Origin of the sequence: Neptunomonas sp. (assembly GCF_016744175.1) — a bacterium.
Taxonomy (GTDB): Bacteria; Pseudomonadota; Gammaproteobacteria; order Pseudomonadales; family Balneatricaceae; genus Neptunomonas.
This window is the reverse complement of record NZ_JADGEV010000040.1, coordinates 1-16946: the sequence shown is the minus strand read 5'-3', so window position 1 is coordinate 16946 and position 16946 is coordinate 1. Positions and strand designations below refer to the sequence as shown.

General features: G+C 44.7%; 16 protein-coding genes. 4 read left to right on the top strand and 12 right to left on the bottom strand.

Annotation, left to right across the window (positions count from 1 at the left end; all coding sequences use genetic code 11):
* Positions 1-112 precede the first annotated feature (112 nt).
* The gene (locus tag QZZ55_RS15560) at positions 113-1327 is read left to right on the top strand and encodes an NnrS family protein (RefSeq protein ID WP_293268337.1); all 1215 of its coding nucleotides are present in this window, start codon (positions 113-115) and stop codon (positions 1325-1327) included.
* Between the two features lie 12 nt (positions 1328-1339).
* Here QZZ55_RS15560 and QZZ55_RS15555 read toward each other — a convergent pair whose 3' ends face one another.
* Together QZZ55_RS15555 and rsuA are read right to left on the bottom strand one after the other, a co-directional pair.
* Complete coding sequence (locus QZZ55_RS15555; RefSeq protein WP_293268336.1) at positions 1340-2389, bottom strand: methyltransferase; 1050 nt, start codon at positions 2387-2389, stop codon at positions 1340-1342.
* A complete protein-coding gene (gene rsuA / locus QZZ55_RS15550) occupies positions 2386-3081 on the bottom strand; it encodes a 16S rRNA pseudouridine(516) synthase RsuA (protein WP_293268335.1) in 696 nt (231 codons plus the stop codon). Before rsuA ends, QZZ55_RS15555 begins: the two co-directional genes overlap by 4 nt.
* Before the next feature lie 160 nt (positions 3082-3241).
* On the opposite strand from rsuA, the gene QZZ55_RS15545 reads away from it, so the two are divergent.
* Positions 3242-4084, top strand: coding sequence for a 6-carboxytetrahydropterin synthase (locus tag QZZ55_RS15545; RefSeq protein WP_366512332.1), 843 nt, complete (start codon positions 3242-3244; stop codon positions 4082-4084).
* A gap of 83 nt (positions 4085-4167) precedes the next feature.
* Here QZZ55_RS15545 and QZZ55_RS15540 read toward each other — a convergent pair whose 3' ends face one another.
* The 8 genes from QZZ55_RS15540 to dksA all read right to left on the bottom strand — a co-directional run bounded on the left by QZZ55_RS15540 (position 4168) and on the right by dksA (position 14755).
* Entirely contained in the window at positions 4168-5349 is a 1182-nt protein-coding gene (locus QZZ55_RS15540) for an acetyl-CoA C-acetyltransferase (protein WP_293268333.1), read from the bottom strand.
* Positions 5350-5582: 233 nt separating this feature from the next.
* Positions 5583-6431: a pantoate--beta-alanine ligase gene (panC, locus tag QZZ55_RS15535; RefSeq protein ID WP_293268331.1), complete on the bottom strand. Its 849-nt coding sequence runs from the start codon at positions 6429-6431 to the stop codon at positions 5583-5585.
* Between the two features lie 3 nt (positions 6432-6434).
* The gene (gene panB / locus QZZ55_RS15530) at positions 6435-7229 is read right to left on the bottom strand and encodes a 3-methyl-2-oxobutanoate hydroxymethyltransferase (protein ID WP_293268330.1); all 795 of its coding nucleotides are present in this window, start codon (positions 7227-7229) and stop codon (positions 6435-6437) included.
* Positions 7230-7273: 44 nt separating this feature from the next.
* Positions 7274-7771: a 2-amino-4-hydroxy-6-hydroxymethyldihydropteridine diphosphokinase gene (gene folK / locus QZZ55_RS15525; RefSeq protein WP_293268329.1), complete on the bottom strand. Its 498-nt coding sequence runs from the start codon at positions 7769-7771 to the stop codon at positions 7274-7276.
* A complete protein-coding gene (gene pcnB, locus QZZ55_RS15520) occupies positions 7752-9179 on the bottom strand; it encodes a polynucleotide adenylyltransferase PcnB (RefSeq protein WP_293268328.1) in 1428 nt (475 codons plus the stop codon). Before pcnB ends, folK begins: the two co-directional genes overlap by 20 nt.
* 456 nt (positions 9180-9635) lie before the next feature.
* Positions 9636-11030, bottom strand: a complete 1395-nt coding sequence (locus tag QZZ55_RS15515; RefSeq protein WP_293268326.1) for a sigma-54 dependent transcriptional regulator — start codon at positions 11028-11030, stop codon at positions 9636-9638.
* Positions 11031-11040: 10 nt separating this feature from the next.
* Complete coding sequence (locus QZZ55_RS15510; RefSeq protein ID WP_293268324.1) at positions 11041-13989, bottom strand: ATP-binding protein; 2949 nt, start codon at positions 13987-13989, stop codon at positions 11041-11043.
* Between the two features lie 334 nt (positions 13990-14323).
* The gene (gene dksA, locus QZZ55_RS15505; protein WP_293268323.1) at positions 14324-14755 is read right to left on the bottom strand and encodes an RNA polymerase-binding protein DksA; all 432 of its coding nucleotides are present in this window, start codon (positions 14753-14755) and stop codon (positions 14324-14326) included.
* On the opposite strand from dksA, the gene QZZ55_RS15500 reads away from it, so the two are divergent.
* Positions 14736-14882, top strand: coding sequence for a hypothetical protein (locus tag QZZ55_RS15500; RefSeq protein ID WP_293268358.1), 147 nt, complete (start codon positions 14736-14738; stop codon positions 14880-14882). The two genes, dksA and QZZ55_RS15500, sit on opposite strands and share 20 nt — an antisense overlap.
* 139 nt (positions 14883-15021) lie before the next feature.
* Positions 15022-16185 (top strand): pyridoxal phosphate-dependent aminotransferase, encoded by a 1164-nt coding sequence (locus tag QZZ55_RS15495; RefSeq protein WP_293268322.1) that lies wholly within the window; start codon positions 15022-15024, stop codon positions 16183-16185.
* Positions 16186-16189: 4 nt separating this feature from the next.
* Here QZZ55_RS15495 and QZZ55_RS15490 read toward each other — a convergent pair whose 3' ends face one another.
* Positions 16190-16516, bottom strand: a complete 327-nt coding sequence (locus QZZ55_RS15490) for a Rieske (2Fe-2S) protein (RefSeq protein ID WP_293268320.1) — start codon at positions 16514-16516, stop codon at positions 16190-16192.
* A gap of 247 nt (positions 16517-16763) precedes the next feature.
* Positions 16764-16946: hypothetical protein (locus QZZ55_RS15485; RefSeq protein ID WP_293268319.1), on the bottom strand; the 183-nt coding region annotated here is incomplete at its 5' end.

Genomic DNA, 16946 nt, shown 5'->3' with positions numbered 1-16946 from the left:
AAGCCCTCCTAGTGAGGGCTTTTTTGTATCTAAAATTACCTCTAATGAGTTATATGTAGAATGAACATTAACATGTATAATTATTGCATGTTTAAAGAATCGAGACTTTATTATGGCTATTCTGATGTTTGAAAAGTATCCAGCATCTCGCTGGGAGACATTATTAAGCAATGGCTTTCGGCTACTGTTTCTTTGTGTAGGTACTGCCGGCGTAATTCTAATGGGGCTATGGCTAGCTATTTTAAAAGGGTATTGGAATGGCGCTTCTATTGCTGTGCCTGTAACGCAGTGGCATGCACATGAAATGTTGTTTGGCTTCGTAGGAGCGGCCATTGGCGGCTTCTTATTGGCGGCAGTTTCTAAGTGGACAAATCGCTTACCTGTCAGTGGTATGCCGTTAGCTATATTGGTATTTTTTTGGGTGTTGGGTCGAGTAGCCATGCTCGTTTCCGCTGAGCTACCTTACGCTATCGTAGCAGCCGCTGATTTATTCTATGGTGTTTTATTGGCATGTCTGATCGGTCGTGAAATAGTGATTGGGGGGCATAAACGAAATTATAAAATAATCGCTATGTTGGGCTTATTCTGCGTTTTCAATTTACTGTTTCATTTAGGGCACCAATACGGTGCTTCATATAGTGAAATGGCATTACGTGGCGTAATTATGCAGATCAGCTTGATGATAGCGTTAATTGGAGGACGTATTACGCCCTCTTTTACTCGCAACTATCTTGTTCAACAAAAACCGGATTCCGATAAGTCACTGCCGATGTTATTCAATCGCTTTGATATGTTTGTTAGCGTTTTGTTAGTGGTGGCTGCTGTTAGTTGGGTAGCTGTGCCGGTTAACATTATTACTGGCGGGTTATTATGTCTTGCAGGTGTTGCTCAGTGGGCACGAATAAGCCGCTGGCAGGGAGTGCAGATCATGGGTGAGCCTTTGTTGTGGGTGTTGCATTTGGGCTTTGTATGGTTAGGTGCGGGGCTTATCCTGCTAGGGTTGTCTGCTTTAGGCTTAATGAATGTTTCCGCGGGGTTGCATGCAATAGGCATTGGAGCGATGGCAGGGATGATTCTTGGTGTCGCTTCACGAGCAGCGTTGGGGCACACTCAGCGTGCGCTGGTTGCGGGTAAAATGATGACGGCTGTCTTTGTATTAATCAGCATAACAGCGCTACTCAGAGCAGCTGCTGCCTTGGTCGGTGGTGTTGCTTATAATCACTTTATTTTGAGCGCCGGCGTTATATGGTTGATAGCGTTTGTACTATTTTGCATTCGCTATGTACCGATTCTTATTTCTCCGGCCCCGAGCTGGAAAAAACCATAATGCGTTATGGGGTTATATTTTAGGTTGAGACAACCGTACCAACTTAAAATGATCAGTGACCACGGGCGTCTCACAGAGCGCAAAGTAACGATTGGCTTTACGTTCGAGAGGAATGTGCAAGTTAACGACAAAAATGGCTAGTCCATTTGTTGTTAAATGTTTTGCTGCGCTTTCTAAAAATCGATCAGTTAAATCGTTTTCCACACCAAATCCAGAATGAAAAGGTGGGTTACATATAACCAGCGAGAAACGTTGTTCTATATTGTCAGCGCAGTTATCTGCCATTGCGCTGCCATTAAGCTGATAGTGTTCAAGGTTCGTTTGGCAAGCGAGAATAGCGGCAGCATTGTTATCTGTTGCCGTTATTCGAGTAGAGAGTTGTTTGGCTGCATGTAAACTTAAATATCCGTAGCCGCAACCAATATCCAGCGTAGACTCAATGTGGCCGATTCCTGCCGTGAGTGCTTTTAAGTGCTGAATAAGCAGCTCACTGCCCTTATCAATCTTGTCCCATCCGAAAATCCCAGGTTTACTCCAAAAACTGAATGTTGAGTCGCTAGGGGTTTGTCTAAGGTTGCGATAGGATTTGTCATCTAGGAGCGCAGCTGGAGTGTCATCAAAGGTGATTTTTCCAGCCCATGTTTGTTTGTCCGCTTTCCATGTTTGTGTTGGAGCACGTGTTAGTGTCCCTGCTCGCTCTATAAAGCCTTTAATGCCTTCTTGCTTTAAACCACTAAGATATAATGAGCCGCCATGGATAAGTAGGCGTTGCGCCTGATTAATAACGTAATGTGCTTGCGCTTTTTCTTTAGGAATGCGTAAAAAGATATTGTGAAAGTGCTTTGCGGGCAAAGCCTCGAGTAGGTAGTCATTAAAACTACAGTCCCACCTTTGGCGCTGTAAGCTCTGTGTGATATCTAGCCGATTAGATATAGCACAGATCAATGGCGTCGCCGTAGGGATAGCCTGTGTGGAAATGTTTTCATCGACTATCCATAGCGAAACGTCACTGACCTGCTTAAATTCTGCATACAGTAGGTCAAAGGCTTTATCTGCACTCATTTGCTTATATGTATCTCTTCTTCAGTCAACTCACGGTATTCACCAGGAGCTAGAGACTCATCAAGCACAATATGGCTAATCCGGTCTCGGTGTAGTTTGATGACTTTATTACCGATGGCTGCAAACATGCGCTTAACTTGGTGATATCGTCCTTCGGTTAATGTTAAGAACGCTTCATCAACGCCAAGGATTTCAAGTTCAGCGGGTTTAGTAAGGTGTTTTTCATTTAGAAGCTGTACACCTTGGGCAAATTGCTCCACGGCTGATTCGGGGATCGGGTCAGCAGTTTCCAGCAAGTAACGTTTTCCTTGCTTATGTTTTGGTGAGGTAAGTTTGTGTGACCACTGGCCGTCATCAGTAATCAGTAGTAAACCTGTGGTATCAAGGTCAAGTCGACCAGCTAAGTGGAGGTCGTTAGGACGAGGCTCATCGATGAGTAGCCCCATGACGGTTGCATTGGTTGGATCGTCCGAAGAACAGACATAGCCGTACGGTTTGTTCATCATAAAGTAGCGTGGGCGGGGAGCAGCTACATCCGAGTCCTGGAACACCACATTGTCATCGTCAGAGATCTTGAGAGACGCATCTCGCGTAACAACTCCATTGACGCTAGCCAAATCTTTGTGCAAGAGGCGTTTGATGTCTTTTCTGGAGAGGCCGGTGGCTTGAGATAAATATTTATCGAGACGCATGTGAGATAAATTTTCCTAGATACAAAAATACATTATAACGTGCTCACGTGAGTCTCATAACCAAATTTATTACTTCGCTTGAAAAAGCCGCTATAGGTAATGATTTGAATGCATCTGGATACTGCCTTGCGGTAGAATATGAGGCTTCAAATGAGGGTGAATGACTGTGAAGCTTTTTGTAAATAATCTGACAAATGTGGATTTTTCCTACCTGCACTCATCACGGGGCTTAATGGGCGAGTCTTGGTTGCTCCAGCTTGAGCTGGATGGCGCACTTAATGAACAAGGAATGGTCTGCGATTTCGGAGTTGTAAAAAAGCTGACACGTGAGTGGATGGATAATACTATTGATCATGCTCTATTAGTTCCGACAAGAATGAGTCATGTTCAGACAGAGCAATCTGTCGGTCAGACCAGTGTTGAGTGGCGTTATCCTGATGGAGAGTCGTTCAACTGTGTCTCGCCAAGTAAGGCAATAGTGTTGATTGATGTCGAAGAAATTACGCCAGAAGCGATGGCGCAGTGGTGTACAGTCCAGTTACTTAAATTGTTTCCTCAGGAAGTTAAAGGATTAAATTTAAAGTTTATACCTGAAGAAGTGGCAGGCGCTGTTTATCATTACAGCCATGGGTTGCAGCAGCACGATGGTAACTGCCAGCGTATAGCGCATGGACACCGCTCACGTATAGAGATTTTCTTGAATGATCAGCGTGATGCAAAGCTGGAGCAAGAATGGGCTCATCGTTGGCAAGATATTTATATTGGAACAACAGCGCACCGTAAAGAGAGCGAGGCAGGCATGAACAGCTATGAGTACCGCGCGCCTCAAGGAGAGTTTTCGCTGACGCTTCCAGAAAAATACTGCTACGACATTGATACAGAAACAACCGTAGAACAAATTGCTCGTCATCTCGCGGCGCGTATTAAACAGGTTAGGCCTTTAGATGATGTCATGGTGCGAGCTTACGAGGGTGTAGGTAAGGGCGCTGTTGCCAAAGCTTAATCATTTTAGATTATGTTTATTTTCTTGTGACACAAAAAAAACCGCAGCTAAGGCTGCGGTTTTTTTATACGAAAAGCTAGCGATTAATCGCGTTCGATAGCCAATGCTGTGCCCATACCACCACCGATGCATAGAGTAGCTAGACCTTTTTTAGCGTCACGCTTAATCATTTCATGAACCAGTGATACAAAGATACGACAACCAGAAGCACCAATTGGGTGTCCTAGGGCAATGGCGCCGCCGTTGACGTTAACAATGTTAGTATCCCAGCCTAGGTCGCGGTTAACGGACATTGCTTGAGCAGCGAAAGCTTCATTGGCTTCAACCAGCTCAAGGTCAGCAATTGACCAACCTGCTTTTTCTAGTGCTTTCTGCGTAGCAGAGATAGGACCGGTACCCATAATGGCCGGATCAACACCTGCAGAAGCATAAGCCTTGATACGAGCCAATACAGGTAAACCAAGCTCAGCTGCTTTCTCAGCAGAGCAAAGCATGACTGCTGCAGCGCCGTCGTTAATAGTGGAGCTGTTACCTGCGGTGACTGTTCCGTCCTTTTTAAAGGCAGGACGAAGTTTTGCAAGTGCTTCGGGCGTACAACCAAAACGTGGCTGCTCATCAGTGTCAAAGACAACGGGGTCGCCTTTGCGCTTAGGAATAACAACAGGGAAAATCTCGCCTTTAAAGCGTCCTGACGTTACGGCTGCTTCAGCTTTGTTTTGTGATGCGCTGGCAAAAGCGTCTTGTTCTTCACGAGAAAATCCGTACTTTTCAACGATGTTCTCTGTTGTGATACCCATGTGGTAGTTGTTAAAAGCATCCCACAGTCCATCGGTGATCATGGTATCAATCATTTTCCAATCGCCCATGCGTGCGCCATTGCGTGAGTTCGGCAGGACATGAGGAGATTGGCTCATGTTTTCTTGACCGCCAGCAATGATTACATCAGCATCGCCGCAGCGAATTGCTTGAGCACCCATTTGTATCGCTTTAAGGCCCGAGCCGCACACTTTGTTGATGGTGAGTGCAGAAACTTCTTGAGGGATACCGGCATTGATCAGAGATTGACGTGCTGGGTTTTGACCACAGCCCGCGGCAAGGACTTGTCCAAGGATGACTTCGTCGATTTGTGCAGGGTCAATTTTAGTCTGTTCTACGAGTCCTTTTAGTACCGTAGCGCCTAAATCAGATGCTTTTACGCCAGCTAAAGAACCATTAAATGCGCCAACCGCAGTACGGCCAGCAGCAACAATAACGACTTCACGCATGATTGTGCCTCTTATCAGTAAACTCTACCCAGTCACTTTTATATTAAAGTGATCCGAATGTTGCAGGAGCCAATGAATAGCCTTGCAGGAGTCAGCTTAGTAGTTGGTTTTTTTCCGCAGTGCGGAAAATATCAGTGTGAGCAACCGAGAAGGCTATTGCAAGCACCTTCAGCAATAAACATTGAAAAAGGTGCCGACAATTAGTCGTATTGAAATGAGGTGTTACTGCAGATTCAAGGAGTAATTACTTGATTATCAAGAAGACGTGCAGCTCCCATATAAGCAGCGGCAAGTATGACTAATTCAGTGTCACCCTCTGAGGCAGCAAGTAGATCACTTTGGCGTGCTATCACAAAGTAATCACGCTTAAAGCCTGCGGCTTCGAGCTCTAGCTGGGCCGTTTCTACGAGAGTATCAAAGTCTGTATTACCTTGCTTGATCGCTTGTGCGGCAGTTTTGAGTGTTTTATTGAGTGCTGTGGCGGCACTTAGTTCTTCATCTGATAGATAACCATTTCTTGAGCTCAGTGCGAGACCATGTTCATTTCGCACGATAGGAGAGCCTTGAATAATGATAGGAAGACTCAAGTCTTTGGTCATTTTACGGATAACAAAAAGCTGCTGATAGTCCTTTGCCCCAAAAATGGCTAAGTCAGGCTGTACCATGCCAAAGAGTTTGCAAACAATTGTGGCTACACCTTGGAAGTGCCCTGGACGGCTAGCTCCACAATAAAGGTTAGATACATCAGGTACCTCAACCATGGTTTGCTTTTCTCGTCCGTCCGGGTAAACCTCGTCCTCTGAAGGAACGAATAAATAGTGGCAACCAACGGCTTCAAGCTTTTCTTGATCGGCTTGTAGAGTACGAGGGTATTTGTCGAGATCTTCACCTGCTGAGAACTGCAGTGGGTTCACAAAAATGGTAGAGATAACAATATCGGCATTTTTTTTTGCTTGCTGAACTAAAGCGATATGTCCGGCATGCAAATTACCCATTGTGGGAACTAAACCAATGTTATGTCCACGTGCGCGCTCCTCCGCCAGGTTTTGGCGGAGTTCTTCTAGTGTGTGAATCGTTTTCATAGCTTATTCGAAACTGTGCTCAGGCCCCGGAAAGCGACTTTGCTTTACGGCAGCAACATAATTTTGGATGGCTGATTGGATACTAGTAGCGTCTTCCATGAAATTTTTGACAAACTTAGGGTTTCTACCAGGAGTAATCCCTAGCATGTCATGTAGCACTAATACTTGAGCATCGGTAGCAACACCGGCACCTATTCCAATAACAGGAATATCAACAGCTTGAGTTACTTCTTCCGCTAAGAGTGAAGGGACGCACTCTAATAATAATATACTGGCGCCAGCTTCTTCAAGCCTGACAGCATCTTCAATCATTTGTTTTGCTGTATCGCGATCACGCCCCTGTACTTTGTAACCGCCTAACTTATTGACGGCTTGAGGGGTAAGGCCCATATGCACACAGGTAGGAATGCCGCGCTCTGAAAGTAAAGAAACACTCTCAGCTAACCAGGCATTGCCTTCTAATTTAACAATATGGGCTCCTGCTTGCATCAGCAGGGCGGCATTCTCCATTGTTAGTTCAGGAGTGGCATAGCTCATGAATGGCATGTCAGACATTACCAGAGCGCCTTGATTGCCTTTGGCGACACCCGCGGTGTGGTAGATCATGTCATCCATAGTGACAGGTAGTGTACTGTCCTGCCCTTGTAGAACCATTCCAAGAGAATCGCCTACTAGAATCACTTCAACTCCAGCTTCGCTGACTACATGCGCAAAACACGCATCGTAAGCTGTCAGGACGGTGAACTTCTCACCTGCCTTTTTACAGGCGGATAATGTATGTAATGTGACGTTGTTCATAGGCAACTCGATTGATTAATAGGATGCACTGTTTTCGAGCGTGATTATACAGAGATCTTTTCCAGTGTGCCCAGCGGGCATGCTACTAATAGATCATTAATTGATCTGTCACCGGGGAAAATAAGCTCTGGTGAGAGCTCTGCTAGAGGCCAGAGTACAAAGTTACGCTCTGTAGCGAAAGGGTGAGGGATAGTAAGTCGGGTACTCTTGAGCAATAAATCATCGTATAAGATGATATCTAGGTCCAATGTTCTTGGGCCCCAATGGATGCGTCGTACGCGTTGGTGTTGTTGTTCAATGGCTTGTAGCTGGTCAAGAAGGGCTTCCGGTTCTAACCGGGTTTCCAGTAGAGCAACTGCATTAATATAATCTGGTTGGCCCGCAGGGCCCACTGGATCGGAGCGGTATATGCTGGAGCTAGCGAGTAAAGCGCAGCCTGGTATTTGGCTAAGCTCTACTAGCGCTGTTGAAACTTGTTGGCGAGGGTTTTCTAAATTACTGCCCAAGCCAACGTAGCATCGACTAAGCGTTACGGGGGTCATTCTTTGCTCTTCTGCGACGACGAGGCTTACGAGAAGGACCTTCTGAGACTAACTCTGAAACCATCGATTCTCTTTCTTGTACAGGTGCTGCTTGATACTGCGTCCACCATTGTCCCAAGTTATCCAATGATTCGCCGCTTTGTTCCCTGAGTAACAATAGATCGTAAGCAGCTCTAAAGCGAGGGTGCTCTAATAGTTGTTCAGCACGATTACCAAAGCGTTTAGGAAGGCGTAGTTGTAGCTCCCAGATCTCTCTAATAGGGGTAGAAAAACGTCTAGGAATAGCGGTGCGTTTTACTTGTGCAGCAATGATATCATTTGCTGCAGCATGCAGTGCAACCAGAGGTGGCATCTTGCTATTTTGTTTTTGTATTTCTCGCATGCGCGTTTGCAGAGGGTGCCAAAGCATAGTGGCGAACAAAAATGCAGGGGTAACGCTCTTACGCTGATTAATGCGCCTGTCTGTATTTTTAAGCCCTTGAAGTATTAACGCTTCTACTAAGTTTTTCTCGCCTTGCTTGCTTACTGCTTTAGCCGCAGAAGGCAGTAGTTGTTCAAACAACTGATATTCTTGAAGTAAGTGGTATGCGGTAACAGCATGGCCCGATTGAAATAGTTTTAATGTTTCATCAAATAGGCGAGCAGGAGCGATGCCTTGGAGTAAGTGGGCTTGTTGCTTGATCGGGGCTGCGGTTGCTGTTTCTATCGAAAAATCTAGTTTTGCAGCAAACCGTATAGCGCGGAGCATACGAACAGGGTCTTCTTTGTAACGGAAGTCTGGGTCGCCGATCATACGGATAATTTTTTTCTGTATATCTTCATAGCCATGAGTAAAGTCATAAATGCTATGGTCTTTCATGCAGTAATAGAGCGCATTGACGGTAAAGTCTCGACGTAATGCGTCCTCTTCAATGGTGCCGTAGACGTTATCTCGTAAAATTAGCCCTGATTCGGACTGTTTACCTTTAGCATCGTCGTTATTTTCTTTTGAGTCATGACTCGCTCTAAATGTAGCCAGTTCAATGATCTCTCTACCGAAACGCACATGAAGTAATTTGAAACGCCTACCTATAAGGCGTGAGCGCTGGAATAGCTCATGTGCTTGTTCTGGGTGCGCATTCGTGGCGATATCAAAATCTTTCGGACGTTTTTTGAGCAACGTATCTCGAATACAGCCGCCAACAAGATAGCCTTCATAGCCGGCATCTAAGAGCCGATAAACGACTTTGGCTGCATTATCATCCAAATGCTTGCGAGGAATCTGATGAGTTTTCTCAGAAATAATCAACGGAAATTCATCTTTCTCCTCTGGAGCCTCATCTTGAATTTGAGTAGGCTCTTTCGCTGGAGAAGAGTTCGACTTGTTACGGAACAGTCCGGTGACTTTCTGAATTAAACGGCTAGGCATGAGTTTTAAATTTTGCTCGTAAAATATTTAGTGACACATCATAACATTGTTAAGGTGACACATTAAGCAATGAGGGAATAAAGAGTAAAGAGGAGATGGATAGCTGACCGCAAGCTTAAGAGTAAAGATCTTGGCTTGTTGTTATTATTAGAGCACTGTAGATGCATTACTGCACAATCCAGCGATCAGCTTTTAAACCTCATTTTTATTATTATTCGAGGTGGATTACTTATCTACACTCAGCCTATTTTTATTTTTATTAATGGTCGGCGTTTCAAAGTTTATTTTTTTTGTTTGTACACCCAATGTAATGCATTCGGTGTGCCACTTTTTGTAAATTGTTGTTTTTTATAAGAAACTTGTTTTTTGTGAAATATGTGCTACCCAATTGGTTACAGGAGGGAACACTTTTTTGTTTCTTTAGGTAACACTCTGTGTGGGTGTTACCTCGAAGTGTTACCCTTTGGGGCGTCTTGGAATGCCTAATTTCTGGCGTCGTTCCCATAAGCACTTTCGGCTGACACCTAATTTTTTAGCCAAATCAGTTTCGTTCATCTCGTTTTGGTGCTCAATCACAAAACGCTGAAAGTAATCATCCATTGAAAGCCCACCTGCAGGAGAGTTCTTTTTTGCCAGGTGGCTGGTGGTTGTTTCTCGTGTTGTCGACTGCTCTATATAGTTAGACTCTAATTGCTGAAGGCTGGGGCGAGTTTCTATATCGAGTCCAAGTAGGTCTGGTGTAATAAAATGGTTATCAGCAAGTATAACGGCGCGCTCAATTGCATTTTCTAATTCACGTACATTGCCTGGCCAACTATATTGCAGCATGACTTGGCGCGAGCTGTCACTGAGCAGTGCTTCTGGGCAGTTCATACGAGAGCAGGCACTAATTAAAAAGCGCTCAGCCAACGTAATAATATCCTGACCACGCTCCCGTAAAGGGGGCATGCTCAACTCCATGACGTACAATCGGTAGTATAAATCTTCTCGAAATTGTGCGGCCCGCGCTAGTTCTTTCAGGTTACGGTGTGTCGCCGCTATTAAGCGTACATTGACCTTTATTGATTGTATTGAGCCGACTTTACGAATTTCACCTTCTTGCAAAAAGCGCAATAAGCGCGCTTGCGCTTCCAGTGGTAGCTCCCCAATTTCATCTAAGAATAATGTACCGTTATCAGCTGCTTCGATTAAGCCGCAGCGGCTATTATCTGCACCTGTGAAAGAGCCTTTTTCATGACCAAAGAGCTCTGATTCAATGAGTGCTTCAGGAATGGCGGCACAGTTGACTGAAATCATCGGTGCTTTAGCACGTGAGCTTTGCTCGTGTATGGCGCGTGCAACTAGTTCTTTTCCTGTACCTGACTCACCTAAGACCAATACAGTTGCATCGGTGCGTGCAACTTTAGCGATGCGAGAAAAGAGGTTAAGCATCGCATCGCACGTACCGGTGATTTCGGTATGCTGCGCCTCAGGTTCAATGCTAACACTGTGTTTTTCTATTGGTTGCTGATTCAAAATGGCAGTAATAGTTGATAGCATTTCATCATGGTTAAAAGGTTTGGCAATATAGTCAACAGCGCCCATTTTCATGGCATCAACGGCAGACTTCATGCTGGCATAACTTGTCATGATGAGTACAGGTACGTTATTAGCTAGCTTGATTAGATCTGTTCCGGGTGCGCCTGGCAGCCGTAAGTCGCTGATAATAAGGTCAAAGCTATCTAAATTAAATTGCGAGGCTGCTTCATCGACAGAGGCTGCATCATCGATGTTGTAGTTGTTTTTTTCTAATAAACGGCGAAGCGCTGCACGGATGATAGACTCATCCTCTACGATCAGAATTCGGCTCATTGTTCTCTACCTACTCTCCAGTGCTAGACCTTTCAGAAAGTTCGTCTTTCAGTTCAGGCCTGGAGCCCGGTAAGGTGATAATCACCTGAGTGCCTTTCTTCTGCTTGTTATTGGCGGGGCTAATTATTTTAATACTACCATAATGCTCGGTGAGAATGTTGTAAACCAGAGGAAGGCCAAGCCCAGTCCCCTTACCGGGCTCTTTAGTGGTGAAAAAAGGCTCAAAAAGTTTATCTTGAATGGCTTTATCAATGCCACTACCTTCATCGGTGATCGTTAGAAATACTCGCTGTTCATCTTGGGTGGATGCAATCGTGATTACACCTTTTTCAGGTGAAGCGTCGCAAGCGTTGTTTAGAATGTTAACTAACACTTGTAATAGAAGTTGAGGGTCGGCATCAACCATAATGCTGTCATCAAGCTGGCAAGTGAACTGCTGCTGTCTTGCGTGTATATCTAGAGATACCAGATGGATGGCTTCTTCTATGCACTGGGTTAAATTAATGGCTTCGAACTGAATATCGCTGATAGTTTGGCCGGTATGCGCGAAGCGAACTAGCGACTGTACTATGCGGTTAATTCGCCGGGTTTGTTCCATTATTTGATCGCCGGCTTGAAGAACCTCTGGTTGATCGGTCTCTAAAGAAAGGTTTTGAGCTAAACAAGCTATTCCTGTTATTGGGTTGCCAATTTCGTGAGCGACACCCGCAGCAAAACGCCCGATGGAAGCTAGTCGTTCGCTGTGCATTAAATTATCAGTTAGTTGGTGATGTTCTGTTTCATCTTCAACCAGAATGACAATGGAGCTATCCGCGTTCTCGGACAGCTGGTTTTTATGGAGTGTTAGCCAATAACTGTCTGTACCAATCACAACCTGAGTGTCGGTTAAGTGATTATCACGTTGCTGTACGAATGCAGGTAATAATGTACACCAGGGCTCGGGTAACTCGGATAATGATAAGTCTGTAACCTCATTGGGGCTTAGCTGAGTTAAGTTAGCAATCTCATTATTCCAAAATAAAATATGTTGTGATGGAGTAATTGTACAGGCGCCGATGGGAAGTTTTTCTAGGGTTCGTTTGTGATAACGACGTAATTCATCCAGCTCTGCTGCTAGACCGCTTAGTTTCGCTTGATACGTTTCTAAGTGCGTTTCCAGGAGATAGATGTCCCGTGTCTGAAATGCTTTGCCGTTAGATTGTTTTGCTAAAGGCTCTAGCAAGGTAGCAGCTTCCACTGGTCCAACAAGTGCGGACAAGTTTTGTTCAAGGGCATTACGTAATCTTAAAAGATCGAGCGGGCCTATTTGCTCTTTATCTAGTTCTAATTGATTCATTGCATGAAGTAATTCACGGCGGGCGGCCGCCTCACCGAGTTTTGGTGTGAGTAAGCGAATAATATCAGTTGTTTCAAAAGAGAGTCGTTGGATGTCTGCAGGTGAATCCATTGTGTTTAGAAGGCACGCTTCGCCTGCCCGTGTTTCTTCTGGGTGCGTTGGCGTAAGGCGCGAAACAATAATGAAAGCACCCACATTCAGTAAAAGAGAGATGATGGCAGATGATTGCCAGTTCAAGCTTTCAATATTGGTGTCTGTTAATAAAGCGCCTTGCTGCAAAAGGACGGGATAAAATGTGGTGATGATCCAGCTGGACATGCCGAGAATTAAGCCGATAACTAAGCCTATGCGGTTAGCCCCAAGCCAAAATAGTGTAGCAATGATTCCGGGTAAGAACTGCAAGAAAGCGACGAAAGCGCTTAAGCCGAGTAAGTGGATCTGTTGGCTTGCCCCAAATGCGATATAAAAAAGATAGCTGCATAGTACAACGAGCGAGATAAGAATACGTCTGAGCCAGAGGAGCCAAGCATAAAACTTCACATTTTCGGGTGTTTTAACTAACGGCAAGATAAGGTGGTTTTGTAGCATCGATGCGAGTGATATTGATGCCACAATAATTATTCCGCTAGCGGCAGTAAGGCCGCCAATAAAGACAATGATAATCAGCCATTCAGAATGCAAAACCTGGCTTAAATACAGTAGTAAGAAAGAAGATTCTTGATTGATACCAAGCTTATAACCCGCCAATACTATGATGGGCACACAGGCTGCTAACAGTAATAAATATAACGGCATACCCCATGACGCTTTATAAAGGCTATCGGTTGATCGATTTTCAGTGAATGCTAAATGGAACATATGTGGCATAACAAGTGTGGCAGTAAAAAATGCTAGCAGCAGGGTGTGCCAGCTGTCGTCGTTACTGTTTGCCGTTAGTTTTTCAAGAATTTGTGGATTGTGTTCCAACCAAAGTAGCGCGTCTTTAGGTCCTTCCCATACGGTAAAAAGAACATAAAGCGCAATGCTTAATAGTACGAATAGCTTGATGACTGAACTGGTTGCCATTGCCATAACTAGCCCACGATTACGAGCGCGCATAGAAGGGTGGCGTGTGCCAAAGAGGATGGCAAATAGGGCAATAAGAATACAAAATGCGGCGGCTATCTGTGGTGAGGCAAAGTCCCCATTAAGAATATGTAGAGTATCGGTGACAGCTTGAATTTGGATTGATAACAACGGCAAAGTAGCAAGAAGAAGCAAAAGGGTAGTGATGGTCCCAACAAGCCCGCTACGGAACCTGAATGCGAAAAGGTCAGCAAGAGAGCTTAGTTTATAACGGTTAGTAATGTTGAAAATAGGGATAAGTAAGGATGGAGCCATGATAAAGGCTGCGGTAGCTCCTAAGTATGATGATAAAAATAAGAGGCCTGAGTGCTCCAGCATTCCAAAAGCACCATAGAAGGTCCAGACGCTTGCGTAAGTGCCTAAAGATAACATATGGGTAATGGGGTGTTGCGAAATTCGTCGGGGAATGAATTCTCGCTCAGTCGCGTAGGCTATACCGAATAGAAACAGCAGGTAGGCAGTAACAATTAGGAAAAGTTCGGTAACCGAAAAATTCATATATTCGCTTTAATTAATAAGTAGGTGGCCAGTATACATAGTCTATTAGAACTCAATCCAGCGCTCTGAAGCTAAGTTCTGTTTTTAATTATAGAATTAACTAAATGCCGGTCTACTGCGTATAAGCGTGTGCCGTTTTTCAGATGTATTGTGACGTAATTATAGTTACGAATAGATTTTTTAGGGTGTTAGTTGCAGGTGGTTTGAGGAGAAATTATTGATGCTTAGTACTCTCGCCAAGGCACTAAGAAAGCACTTTAAAAGTGAGTGGTCGCCAGAGGAGCAATTATAAATTCAGGCAAAGGATGGCTCCATTTGCCTGAATCTATAAGTCTTAAGAGCCGACCTGTTTTTCTTTTATTTCGGCTAGAGTTTTACAATCGATGCACATCGTTGCAGTAGGACGTGCTTCCAAACGACGGATGCCTATCTCAATGCCACAGGTGTCGCAGTAACCATAATCATCTTCTTCGATCCGTTCCATTGCTTCACTGATTTTCTTTATCAGTTTTCGCTCACGGTCACGAGTACGAAGTTCCAGGCTGAATTCTTCCTCCTGACTAGCCCTATCGCTAGGATCTGCAAAGTTAGATGCTTCTTCCTGCAGGTGGTGGATTGTACTATCAACTTCCTCCATTAGTTCCTGTTTCCAGGCTAGAAGAATATGACGAAAATGATCTTTTTGAGGATCATTCATGTATTCCTCACCCTTTGCTGCCTCGTAAGGTACAAAGTGGGTGAATTGTGTGTTGCTAGTGTTTGGCATGATGCGCCTCACTTCTCCGAAATGGCCGGGTTCGGACTATAAACCGGCAACCCAATTACAGTTGATTCCATTACTTCCTGAGATCAGAAGGTTGGAGAAACTACCAGAAGATACGGTATTAGGCTAGTACTGATCGACAAAAAGTAAAGACTGATCAACGTATTATTACTATGTACCGCTTATCTACTAGGAACAATAGGTAGGTTTAAGCAAATATTCGATACAACTTATGTATAATGCGTGGGTTAATTGAGCAGGAGTTACAAATGGATAATCAGTGGACAGGGCGTGCGCGCGAAATTGAATCTTTTAAAGTAATGGACTTACTTAAAAGAGCCAAAGAATTAGAGGCTCAGGGTAACGATGTGGTGCATATGGAAGCTGGTGAACCTGACTTCAGCACTGCTCCACTTATTAAAGATGCCGCACACCGGGCTATTGATCAAGGGTTCACACAATACACTCCTGCTGCAGGTATTCCAGAGCTGCGCCAAGCGATATCGCACTTTTATAAATATCGTTACGACTTAGATATTGCTGCTGAGCGAATTGTGGTGACTTCCGGAGCATCCGGGGCGCTTCTAATGGTGTTTGGCTTATTAGCTGATCCGGATACTACTTTTATGATGAGCGACCCTGGCTATCCATGTAATCGCCAAATTTTACGGATGCTAGAGGCGCGTGGACAACTCGTTCCTGTTTCCGCAGAACAGAATTTTCAGCTTACTCCTGAACTGATTCGCCAAGAATGGCAAGCAAATACAGCTGGAGTTTTATTGGCATCACCCGCTAACCCGACAGGCTCAGTATTACACCGTGAGGAGTTAACGGCTGTTGCTGAAGCGGTCAGAGAAAAAGGGGGGGCTTTGATTGTTGATGAGTTATATCATGGGCTTACCTATGGTTTTGATGCGCCATCGGTACTGGAAGTCGATCCCAATGCTTTTGTCATTAATAGCTTTTCGAAGTATTTTGGTATGACGGGCTGGCGTCTTGGCTGGATTGTCGCACCAGCAGTAGCGGTTCCTGAAATAGAAAAAATTGCACAAAATGTCTATATTTCACCAACGACTGTTTCTCAGTATGCAGCTGTAGCTGCATTTGAGCCCGAGACGCTAGAAATTTTGGAAGATAGGCGTCATCAGTTTGAAATTCGTAGAAACGTGCTAGTAGATGGCTTGAGAGCACTGGGCTTTAAGATCCCTGTTATGCCGGAAGGCGCTTTTTATGTGTATGCAGATGCCTCGCATGTAACTAATAACTCATTCGATTACTGTTGGAGCGTGCTTGAAGAGTTACATGTTGCGGTGACGCCGGGTATTGATTTCGGGTCGTATCGTGCCAATCAATTCATTCGCTTTTCATACACAACCAGCTTGGAACGTATTGAGCTGGCTTTGAGTAGGCTTAATACAAAAATTAATGGTTGATATTTTAAGTGCAAGGTAGGTTTACCCAAACTTGCCCTTGCTCAATTTTGGAGGCAATAGACGTTAACATTTCACCGGGACAAGGACCGGCAATACATTCTCCATCCTCTATGCGAAATAGAGCGCCGTGGGTCGCGCATTGAATAAAGTTCTTATCTAGATCCAGAAATTGATCCGGCTGCCATTCTAATGGAACGCCGCGATGTGGGCATTGATTTAGATACACATGAATATTTCCATGTTTGTTAATCGCTACCAGTGATATATCGTTCAGTAAAAAACCTTTCGAGGTGTCGGCAGGTAAAGTGTCTAGAGAGCAGAGTAAGTGCATATCGAGCCTTGTGTGAGAAAAGTGAATCTGATGCGCATCATGATGAAGAGTGTTCAACCAAGATATGTATTAAGTGGTTATAATGCGTGCCTATGATACTGCCTGATGAAGCGGGAATACAGCGTGCTACTTAATCATTATTCGATACGTTTTTTGCTGTTATTACTCTGCTCGGCAGGGGCCCATGCTTTTTTTATTTGGTCACAACAAAGCGCCGACGAAGACGCTGGCGGTGACCGGGTTGCTGCTACATCTTCCCAAAGTATTCGGCTAAATAGTCGCTTAACCAGTGCGCCAAAATTTGACGATACTCCCTTAGAAAAAAAAACTGAACCGCAACCGCAACCGCAACCGCAACCGCAACCGCAACCGCAACCGCAACCGCAACCGCAACCGCAACCGCAACCGCAACCGCAACCGCAACCGCAAC